The 10,993-nt window shown below is 37.2% G+C and carries 8 protein-coding genes; all 8 read right to left on the bottom strand.

What is annotated here, in order from left to right; all coding sequences use genetic code 11:
- Positions 1 to 2: 2 nt before the first annotated feature.
- Positions 3 to 848 (bottom strand): BglG family transcription antiterminator LicT, encoded by an 846-nt coding sequence (licT, locus tag KE503_RS10035; RefSeq protein ID WP_055196654.1) that lies wholly within the window; start codon positions 846 to 848, stop codon positions 3 to 5.
- 615 nt (positions 849 to 1,463) lie between these two features.
- Complete coding sequence (locus KE503_RS10030; RefSeq protein ID WP_022375507.1) at positions 1,464 to 2,174, bottom strand: C39 family peptidase; 711 nt, start codon at positions 2,172 to 2,174, stop codon at positions 1,464 to 1,466.
- Positions 2,175 to 2,344: 170 nt separating this feature from the next.
- Positions 2,345 to 3,751, bottom strand: coding sequence for an alanine/glycine:cation symporter family protein (locus KE503_RS10025; protein ID WP_212385125.1), 1,407 nt, complete (start codon positions 3,749 to 3,751; stop codon positions 2,345 to 2,347).
- A 130-nt stretch (positions 3,752 to 3,881) separates the two neighbouring features.
- Positions 3,882 to 4,748, bottom strand: coding sequence for a phosphatidylserine decarboxylase (locus tag KE503_RS10020; RefSeq protein WP_212385124.1), 867 nt, complete (start codon positions 4,746 to 4,748; stop codon positions 3,882 to 3,884).
- A gap of 19 nt (positions 4,749 to 4,767) precedes the next feature.
- Positions 4,768 to 5,379, bottom strand: coding sequence for a CDP-alcohol phosphatidyltransferase family protein (locus tag KE503_RS10015; protein ID WP_008391894.1), 612 nt, complete (start codon positions 5,377 to 5,379; stop codon positions 4,768 to 4,770).
- A gap of 12 nt (positions 5,380 to 5,391) precedes the next feature.
- Entirely contained in the window at positions 5,392 to 6,417 is a 1,026-nt protein-coding gene (locus KE503_RS10010; protein WP_212385123.1) for a lysylphosphatidylglycerol synthase transmembrane domain-containing protein, read from the bottom strand.
- A gap of 5 nt (positions 6,418 to 6,422) precedes the next feature.
- The gene (locus tag KE503_RS10005) at positions 6,423 to 7,151 is read right to left on the bottom strand and encodes a phosphatase PAP2 family protein (protein WP_212385122.1); all 729 of its coding nucleotides are present in this window, start codon (positions 7,149 to 7,151) and stop codon (positions 6,423 to 6,425) included.
- Positions 7,152 to 7,311: 160 nt separating this feature from the next.
- The gene (locus KE503_RS10000; protein WP_212385121.1) at positions 7,312 to 10,989 is read right to left on the bottom strand and encodes an efflux RND transporter permease subunit; all 3,678 of its coding nucleotides are present in this window, start codon (positions 10,987 to 10,989) and stop codon (positions 7,312 to 7,314) included.
- Between the last annotated feature and the right edge of the window lie 4 nt (positions 10,990 to 10,993).

Below are 10,993 nucleotides of genomic sequence, written 5' to 3'. Positions count from 1 at the left end.
GATTATTTTGTTTGTTCATCTAAAATTCGTTTGATATGAATTAATAAATATAATTGTTCATCAATTGTTAATTTATAGTTATATTGCTTTTTAATATATTCTGCAATTTTTTTTACTCCTGAAAAAGCATTTTTATTCTGTTCTACCATCACTTTATAAATTTCTTGCATCGTATCTTCATATTCCATATGGTCAAAGACTCTTGCCGCAAAAAACTTTAAATGTGTTAAAAATCTCTCATACGAAATAGATTCTTCATTTAAATCTATCTTAAAATGAATCCTTACAATCTGTAAGACTGTATTGATCAACTCTGTAATCTGATTCACATCGATTATATTCTGTGCATTTAATTCTGCAGACACGATATGCATTGCAATAAATGCAGCTTCATCATCTCCCAAATCCTCTCCTGTCTGTTCTTTAATCCATTCAATCGCATGCATACCAACCTGATATTCCTTTGGATAAAACTTACGAATATCGATTTTCATCATATTCTTTAATGCGATTCCTTCTCGATAACGAGCGACTGCTGAATTGATATGATCCGTCAGTGTCACATATAAGGAATCTCTTATTTCTAATTTTTCTTTTTTTGCCTCTTTTACTACACGATCCGCAATTCCAAGGTATTCTTCCGAAATCTCTTTTACTACTTCCTGTAGTCTCTTGCTTTCTTCTTTATTCTCTAGATGATATGTCTTATCTACCAGAGACTGATCAATATTTTCACCTTTTCTTTTTTTAAATCCAATTCCTGGACCTGTCATGATCAATTCCCTTCCTTGTGAATCTACACTGACAACAGCATTTGTATTCAGAACTCTGATTATTTTCACGTTCATCCTCTCCTCTAATTTTATCTAAGTTTTTCATCATTTTTTGTATCATAGGGGATTCCATCGGAATTTCCTATAACATAAAAAAGACTGCTTAAGACATACTTCTCTTCCTATGTCATAAACAGTCTTGCTTACCATTACGTAATAACAAACTTACTGTCATTATAATATCAAGTAACTTTTTATTTGTCCATTGTTTTTTCTATTTTCGTCATTTATTCCAATTTCACAAACTTTTTTTGTGCATTATGACGAATGTTTCTCGGGAGTTTGACAGTTGAATAAATTAAAAACACTTTGCAGGCTTTATAAATCCTGCAGGATTTTGATTACAGTGAGTTCATCTTCTGTTCTGATGCCAGACTCGAAAGTTCCAACAATCGTCGATTTAACACGCTGGGAAACCGGGCATATATCATTACCCATTCTTTGAAAAAAATGAAGAAAGAAGAAGAATCGTATCAAAGCACATTTTATTTTTTGTATACAATACACAGGGTCATTATTCCTATTGCATCTTTCCGTTCGCTTGTTGATCATTATGCAATTTCCATAACAACAAAAAAGAACATTCCACAAAATATCTCATTTATGAAATGTTCTTTTTTATTTTTAATTCTAATCCGCAATCTTATCGATCGCATTTGTCACAGCATCTATGTTTTTGTGACCATCTAACATCTTTTGTTTATAATCTGGTTCTTCCTGCTTCTCTTCTTTCACACTGATCTCCCAGAATGGTCCCCCTGCATTAGCACCTTCTTTGCCTTGTCGGATTACTTTCTTAAGCGACCACGTCTCAGCTGTTCTGGCTCTGCTTCCTACATCGGCAATCTTTACTTTATCTTTGCCGACCATTCTTGTTAATACAACAAAATGTCCATTCTTTGTGAAATCTCCAGGCCCCATCAGTGCCACGACTGGATGTCCTGCTCTTAATGCTTTCTCTACAGCATCTTTATCCATTCCGAGACCTTTACACTGCATTCCGTATAATTTGGATAATCCTGGAACTACGCTGTGAGAACATCCCTGTCCTGTGTAATACCATCCATGTTTATATGCCTGTTTGCACATCTTTGGAACATCAGCTTTCTTTCCAGTTAAAGAACTGTAGCATACAGCAACTGCGGTTGGTCCGCATCCTGCTGCCTGAATCGTACTTCCGCCGATCTTCTTCCCCGGATAATCTGCCTGATTATAATAAACAACTTTTAATTGCTTGTTCTCTGTCTGCTCTGCAGCCATAACCCCTGCTGTCTGTGTCATCATCATTGCTGCGATTCCCATCGTTGCGATCACTCTGCCAGTCATCTTGTTCAATCTCATAGTACCCTCCAGATAACTTCTGCTTTTGACATAATACATCAGTTATTGATTATAACAGAGGGATATTTGTTAATCAAGTGTTTCAGATGTTAATTTTTTATTAAATATTCTTTATATTTTTATTTGTCTTTAAAAAACTATACGAAAAACTTTCTCTTTTCTAATTAGTCCTATCTCTTTTTTCCTGCTTTCTCCTCCTCGATGATCTTCTGAAATTCTTTCACATCCTTAGCGATCTCACCGCTTAATAACAGCATACAGATCAAGTTTGGAATTGCCATCAACGCATTAGCAATATCTGAGAAATTCCATACAAGTTCTAGTGTCTGCGTTGCTCCCACATATGCTACCAGTGAAAATATAATTCGATAGATCATATTAAATTTATGAGTTCCCATCAAATACTCAAATGCTTTTTCTCCATGATACTCCCATCCAAGGATCGTTGAAAATGCAAATAATACAATTCCGATCGTTACTAAATATGCTCCAACCTTTCCAAGAACTGTTGAAAATGCTGCAATTGTTAATGCTGATCCTATGTACATCTCACCTGTAGCCGGATCGATCTGTCCAAGCATTCCAGAACTTGCGATCGCAAGACCTGTGATCGTACAGACAACGATCGTATCCCAGAAAGTTCCTGTCATATTAATATATGCCTGACGGACTGGATGATCTGTTGTCGCTGCTACCGCTGTGATCGCTGCAGATCCCATTCCTGCCTCATTTGAAAAACATCCTCTGGCAACTCCATAACGTGCTGCATTCATCATAGATGCTACGATATTTCCACAAAGAGCACCGCCAACTGCTTTGACACTGAATGCCATATGGAAGATCATGGAAAGTCCTGCTGGAAGATTGCTGATGTTTCCTAAGATCACGATAATTCCTGCGATGATATAGAAAATTGCCATTACAGGGACTACGATAGATGATACTTTGGATATCGATTTGATTCCTCCGATAATGATCATTAAAGCTAATACTGTGATCACAGCTCCCACAACCCCTTGTGAGATACCAAATGTCTCATGAACTGCTGTAGAGATTGAGTTTCCCTGCGTCATATTTCCGATTCCAAACGATGCGATCACTGCAAATAATGCAAAAAGCCATCCAAGTACTGCTCCTAGTTTTTTATTTTTGATCGCTTTCTTCATTGTGTACATTGGACCACCAGACATTTCGCCTCGCTCATTGACTTCTCTGTATTTGATCGCTAACATACATTCTGAAAACTTAGAAGATAATCCAAAACAAGCTGAAATCCACATCCAGACCAATGCTCCTGCACCGCCGGAAACCATCGCTGTTGCTACTCCTACGATATTTCCAGTACCAATCGTTGCCGCCAAAGCTGTTGTTAATGCCGAAAATGGAGATACATCTCCTTTCCCTCTGCTTTTTGTTCTGGATTCCTTGCTTAATGTCTTTTTAATTGCCCAAGGAAGATTTCTCCAAGTCAAAAAGTTACAGCGAATCGTCAAAAGGATTCCTGTTCCTACAAGAAGAACTAGCATCACTGGTCCCCATACGAAAGCATCTACATCAGATATGATCTTACTTAACATATTTATCGCTCCTCTCTGATCTGTTTTTTTATTTTAAATGCAAAAAGGAGCAACGAAAATTCGTTGCTCCTTCAACTTATGAATTCAGTATACGCATATATGACGATTCTGTCAATATTTTATTCTAAAGTCATACCAATGCTCTTCCGATCATCTCACCTTGTTTGATCTTTGTCTCACACTGATTCTTTGTGCGTTCTAATAATTCTTCTCTAATCTCCACTCTATCCTTCTCGAATAATAAAATGATCGTTGATCCACCAAACTGGAAATATCCTTTTTCAATCCCACGTTTCATAGATCCTGCACCATCGTGATTGACAATCTTTCCTACCATCAATGCGCCGACTTCCATCTGGAGTGCATCCCCAAAATGCTTTGTCTTCATCATTGTGTATTCTCTGGTATTCTCTTTATAGATCTTTACATGATCATTAGCAATTGGATTGACCGTATGATAAACTCCTTCTATCCTGTGATTCTCGCTCTTGATCCCATCATCGAAATAACAGTATCTGTGATAATCATCAACCGTTAAACGCAAGATCACTGCATATCCATCTTGAAAATGTCTTGCGATCTTTCGATTTCTGATCAATGAATCCAAAGTGTATCTTGTATTCTTTACAACAAATGATGTATTTTCTTCAATCGGATAAACACTCACTTTACAGTCACATGGACTTCCTAAGATATTTTTGTCTTCCGGAAATGGACGTTTTCCTTCTTTGATCTTTCTTGAGAAGAATTCATTGTATGACTTATAATTCTTTTCCTCATATTCACTCATATCAATGTGATTATTCTTAATAAATCCCTTGATCAGACATTTAGAAATGGGAGAACTTAAGAAAGCTCCCCCTAATTTGGATACCCAAGGTCTGGTCAATATCTTTAAACTAGATCGTCCTGCCATAGTTGTATACATCCAGTTTAACAGACGATCCTGCCCATTCTCTTCTTCATAAATATTCCCATCTCTATCGGCATATCTCATCTACAATTCTCCTATCATCTTACAGTAAGAACATCTTTACTGCGATCAATGCTCCAATAACTACAAATGCAAGCATACATTTCTTATCTGGTTTAAAGACTTTAAAATCAAATACAAATAAGAAAGCAATCACTGCTAACATTGCAACATATATGTATGGAAATTCTTCTGGAAAGAATCTTCGAAGCTGATATACGATCGGAATGATCAGTGCAACCGATGTAATTGGCAGTCCCTGATAATGTTTTCTTCTGGAACTGCTGTGTGCCTGACGCTGTTCTTCTGTAACATTAAAATATGCCAGACGAATAACTCCGCCTAAAACATAACACATATAAATGATCCTTGCATACCATTGGTCCATTCCAAGGCAGTAACCGATCACAACCGGATACACTCCAAAACAGACAAGATCACATAAAGAATCAATCTCGATTCCAAACTTCTTGGCGTCTTCGCTTCTCTTGATCATCTTTGCGATCGTTCCATCATACATATCTGTTAATCCTGAGATCATCAAACATAAAATTGCGATCTTAAAGTTTCCATTGAATGCCTGTGACATTCCAAATACTGCACTGACAACTCCTAAATATGTCAGTATTACAGATGCATTATAAAATCCTATCATACCTTTTTCCCTCTATTCTTTACGCTTTATCGTAACATGTGCGACTCCTGTCATCACTGCACTGATCAATACCAGTGCATAATAACTGATTCCTCGGCTTAACAGCATTGCCGGATATAATAATCCGCCAACAAAAATCTTCTTAAAGATATTTAAAAATAAGCCTTCACTGATTCCCATTCCGCCTGGCAACGGAAGCATATCCACAGAAATTGAAATAACACTCTGTAGAGCAACTACATCAATAAATCCTAATGCAGAAAGTCCCATTGCTCTGTATACAAGATACGTAATTGAAAAATGGATCAGTCTCTGAATCAATGTGACAACGAACATCCGAAAAATAAAGATCCGATGTCCTTGAATGATTGCTGCTGCTTTATGATACTCGATCATAGAATTCTGAAGTTTTTCAAGACGTTCTTCTTTTTTCTTTAAAATATGGAACTTTTCTAATTTCTGAAACAGCCACAGCACGATTTTGGATGCTAACGTTGGCTCAAATACAAGAATCAGCATGAACGCAACACAAAACACATTCAATGCCATTCCAAGGTAAAAGAAGAATGCTGCCTTCCCAATATATTCTGCCACAAGAAAATGACGGAATAAAAAGATCAGTGCTCCTAAAAATACCAGGACAAATTTATATAAAATGGTAACGATCATCAAAATGACGGTTCCCACGGATATGTCAACTTTATCGCGGTTCATGTAGTAAAGCTGCATTGGCTGTCCGCCAGTTGCAGACGGTGTAATACAACTGAAAAAGAAACCTACAAACGAATATTTGACGCAATTTTTCTTCGGCACATCATTGTAATGAAGCAGCCGTAGCATGCGATAAATAATATACGACTCGCAGCACACAAACACAACGATCATAACCAATCCCGCAATATAATATGCAGGTTTTACTGATTTTAGAACTTCCGCCAGCTCAGAAAGTTCCTTTCCTTTCAATACGGCATATGCAGTCAATCCAAATAATGCACAGAAAAAGACTGTATTACCGATGACTTTTTTCTTATTCTTCATCTTTCCTACCCTTTGATCTCCGATAATTTCCCTTTGTATTTCACAGATCTTCTCTCCAAACCAACTTGTTGGTTGATTTTCTCAAACACTTTCCAGAGTCCTTGATACAAATTGGTCTTTCTTCCGATCAGATAACAGACTTCACTTAAAATGATCCCGCCAAACACATCTATGATATAATGCTGCTTGGTTACCTGCGTGGAAATACAGACTAAAATTGCAAAAACAAGTGAAAATCTCTGATACCACTCTGGAATCTTCTTCTGATGCCTGATCCCAATATAACAAAACCAGCTTACCAGACAGTGAATCGATGGAAATAAGTTTGCCGATTGATCGATCGAATACACAAATCGTAATGCCTGATCCCAAAATCCTGTTCCTGTGATTTCTGGTCTTACCAGTGTTGTTGGCAAAAAGACAAATAAAATCCCACATACGATCCTTGACAGATAATCTGCTGTCAAAAATCTATACATATGTTCTCTACTGATTCTCGCAGTCATAATGTAGTTCACAACCCAAAACACATAACATATCAAATAAATACTTGTAAATTCTGGGAGCACCGGTACCATCCGGTCAAATGCTGTTGTAAAATCATGATGATATAATCCTTTACAAAGCACCATTGTTCCACTGTAAACCAAAGTATTCAGTACTAACGCTGTGATCAGCGGAATGATAGAATACTTCGGAATCCATCTCAGAACATAATCTTTTTTCTGATTCATATGTCTGCTCCTTCCAATGATCTATCCTCTTTCTTTTCTCTCTTATGGTTCTTCCATATATCAAAGAATCATGTCAATTCTGACATGATTCTTGTACTATTATATCTTTTCTCTTTTTAAAAGTAAAGGAAAGCGGTCATATTTAATAGTTTTGTAAGATTTACTCTGCTTTCTTTTTTCTTCTATTGAAGAGTCCATAAATACATGGAACCACTAATAATGTTAGTAAAGTTCCATAAATCAAACCACCGATCGTAACGATCGCCATCGGCTGCATCATCTCGGCACCTTGACCTAAACCAATCGCCATTGTAGATAATCCAAGGATCGTTGTAAGGGCTGTCATCAAGATCGGACGTACACGCATCGTACCTGCTGTCAGGATTGCTTCTTCAAATTCGTATCCCGATTCTCTTAACTGATTGATCGTATCTACCAGCACGATACCATTATTTACAATGATACCGGCAAGCATAACAAATCCGATCATCGCAATTGCACTTAAATCTTTTCCTGTAAGCAACAGTCCTAAAAATCCTCCTGTAAATGCCATTGGAATCGTAAATAAAATGATAAATGGTGATTTCAGTGACTGGAACTGTGCTACCATGATCAGGTACATAAATGCTACAGCCAGTAACAGCATTAATCCAATCTGTCCTGTTGTTTCCTGAATGGATTCCATCTCACCTTTCATTGTGATACTGTATCCTTTCGGTGCATTGTATTTTTTGATCTGCTTTTGTACGGCACTGCTGACTTTTCCTACATTATATCCCTCTTTAATTTCTGATGTTACAGTAAGTGTTCTTTCCTGTTGATTTCGATTGATGGAAGACAAGCTGTCACTATTTCTGAATTTCGCAACCTTATCCAGCGTAACTTCTTTTTCTTTTCCACTTACCGTTCCTGTCAATTTCACTTTTTTAAGATCATTTCTTGTCAATGTATTCTTTGCGCTGTTTCCAACATTGACACTGTATTCCTTTTCATTGATCGTGATCGTTGTTGCTTCACTAGCATCTTTTAATTTCTCACTCAACTGCTGATAGATCGTTGCAACTGTAAGTCCATTCTTGACTGCCTTTTTCTTATCTACGACAACATGAATATCTGGTGTTGTCTCTTCACTTCCATTAGATACATTCTGTGTTCCTTTCGTATCCTCAGCGATCTTGGCAATATCTTTTCCGATCGATCTTAATTTATTTAAATCACTTCCTTTGATCTGTATGGAAATTCCGCTTCCACCAAGTGCACTCATATCCATACTAGATTCCTGAACTTCAATCTCACAATCAAATTTCTTTGTTTTCTTTAAGATTTCTTTCTTAATCTCTTTATTTGTATGTTTTTTCTTTTCTTTTAATAAGATATACATACTAGACTGATCTTCATTGGAAGATCCTCCTGATGTCATTGCAGACATTCCTGAAGATCCTGAAGATATCATTCCTGCTACACTGTCAACATCTTTGATTTCTTGTACTTTCTTCATTACCGTATCTGTCATGGATGCAGTTTCTTCCATAGAAGATCCCTGTGGCATCTTGATCGTCATTGTCATCTGTGTACTGTCCATGCTTGGCATTAAGGAGCTTCCGATATTCATTGCTCCAATAATGCTTCCTACAAAGAGTGCTAATGTTACAATGACTACAATAATCTTTCGGTTTAACAGTTTTGTCATGACTTTGCGATATAATTGCTGTAATTTATCAATAAATTTGCTATCTTTTTCTGTAACTTTATTAAGTACACCAGCTGACATCATTGGTACAAATGTTACCGCCACGATCAGACTGGCTACTAAAGAATAACCAATGGTCAATCCCATATCTGTAAAAAGCTGTTTTGTAATTCCAGTTGTAAATACGATTGGCAGGAATACAGAAATTGTTGTTAAAGTAGAGGATGTAATTGCTCCTGCAACCCCTTTTGCTCCTGTGATCGCTGCTTCTTTAACTGGAACCCCTTCTTTTCTTAATCGGTAGATATTCTCAATGACTACGATCGAGTTATCCACAAGCATTCCGACTCCAAGTGCAAGTCCCGACAATGAGATAACATTTAGCGTAATTCCTGTAAAATACATGAGTACCACCGCAAAAATAACACTTAACGGAATAGAGCATGCAATAACGATCGTTGGTCTGATATCTTTTAAGAATAATAGCAAAATAAAGACTGCAAGGATTGCTCCCATTAATAGATTCTGAATCACAGAGCCTGTCACCATATCAATGTATACACCCTGATCCATGATATTTACATAGTGGAATCCTTTATTTTCTTTTGTTAATGTCTTCATCTTCGCTGCAACTTTGTCAGCAACATCTGCTGTCGAATAGTTATTCTGCTTCTGAACCGTTAATACCACACCATTGTTGCCATTTACACGGCAATATGTATCTGCAGAATTATCTACGATCGCCACGTCTGCTACATCACAAAGCTTGATCGGTGGGATTCCTTTAATTCCAAGATCTAATAATTCCATATTGGCAAGATCTTTTTTGTTTGTAACTTTATCTCCAACACGGACTAAATACTGGGTATTACCTTCACTGATGTATCCCGCTGGCATCTCAAAGTTCTGTGCTGTTAACAATGCTTTCACATTTTCAACTGTCAACTTATTCTTGATATTTGCTGCTTCTTTTGCCTGTTCTTTGCTGGAATCAAGCTGGCTCTGACTGGAATTTAGCTGTGCTTCACCTTGTGCAAGTTTAATCTCCCCATCATTCATTTTCTGTGTTGCTGTCGCTGACTGTACATTAAACTGTGTCAATTGGGAATTGATCGTTTTCTTTCCTTTTTTGATCTGTTTTAATGCACTATTTAGTGTTTTTAAATTCTTATCCAATGCCTTAATCGAAGTTTCTGCTGTTGTTTCTTGCTTTTTCAATTCTTCGATCTGGGCTGCAAGCTGCATCTTTGTTGCAGCATCTGGAACCTGTTTTGCCTGTTCTTCCAACTTAGCAATCTGGGTTTTTAATGTCTTTAAAGATGCTTGCAAAGATTGTTTCTGCACTTTCAAGTTTGTGATTGAGCTTGTCACCTGTACTTCTTTCTGTGCAAGGCTTAACTGTCCATCGCTTAGAGCCGTCTGGGCTTTAGCAAGCTGAGTATTTGCTTTAGTCCTTTGTGCATCTAACGTATTCTTTCCAGTTTCCATCTGGGCTTTAGCCTGATCAATCTTATTCTGTGCTTCATCAAACTGACCATTTAAAGCTTTCTGTATCTTCTTATTTAATTTGTTGATCTTTTTCTCACTGATGATCGCATTGATCTGTTCTGTCACAAGTCCGGTGCTACTTACGGATGCGACTCCATCAACAGCTTCTAAAGACGGTGCGATCTTATCATTGATCAACTCTGATAACTCAGCACTGCTTAACTTATCAGAATCCATGGCTGTTACCATAACTGGCATCATATCTGGATTTAATTTCATGATCGTTGGATTACCCACTTCATCTGGCCAGTAACCTTTGATCATATCAAGTTTCTCTCTCATATCAAGAGAAACTGCATTCATATCTGTGTCACCTTCAAATTCCAGAATAACCATAGACATATTCTCACTAGAAATTGAGTTTACTTCTTTGATATTTGAAATCGTTGCCATCGACTGTTCAACTGGCTTTGTTACAGTTGTCTCTACAGTCTCTGGAGACGCTCCCTGATACGTTGTCATAACACCCGCATATGGTAGTTCCATGCTTGGCAGCAGGTCTGTTGTCATCTTTGTAAATGATACGATTCCTAAAATGATGACTAATATGACCGCCACAATGACGGTATACGGTTTTTTTACGCTGAATTTTGAAATCATTTTT

Origin of the sequence: Anaerostipes sp. Marseille-Q3525, assembly GCF_018223505.1 — a bacterium.
GTDB classification, from domain to species: Bacteria; Bacillota; Clostridia; order Lachnospirales; family Lachnospiraceae; genus Anaerostipes; species Anaerostipes amylophilus.
This window is presented reverse-complemented; position numbering and strand designations above follow the sequence as displayed.

Coding starts and splice junctions, on each gene's coding strand:
- licT (WP_055196654.1), bottom strand. CDS start 848: ATGAACGTGAAAATAATCAGAGTTCTGAATACAAATGCTGTTGTCAGT.
- KE503_RS10030 (WP_022375507.1), bottom strand. CDS start 2,174: ATGAGATTGAACAAGATGACTGGCAGAGTGATCGCAACGATGGGAATC.
- KE503_RS10025 (WP_212385125.1), bottom strand. CDS start 3,751: ATGTTAAGTAAGATCATATCTGATGTAGATGCTTTCGTATGGGGACCA.
- KE503_RS10020 (WP_212385124.1), bottom strand. CDS start 4,748: ATGAGATATGCCGATAGAGATGGGAATATTTATGAAGAAGAGAATGGG.
- KE503_RS10015 (WP_008391894.1), bottom strand. CDS start 5,379: ATGATAGGATTTTATAATGCATCTGTAATACTGACATATTTAGGAGTT.
- KE503_RS10010 (WP_212385123.1), bottom strand. CDS start 6,417: ATGAAGAATAAGAAAAAAGTCATCGGTAATACAGTCTTTTTCTGTGCA.
- KE503_RS10005 (WP_212385122.1), bottom strand. CDS start 7,151: ATGAATCAGAAAAAAGATTATGTTCTGAGATGGATTCCGAAGTATTCT.
- KE503_RS10000 (WP_212385121.1), bottom strand. CDS start 10,989: ATGATTTCAAAATTCAGCGTAAAAAAACCGTATACCGTCATTGTGGCG.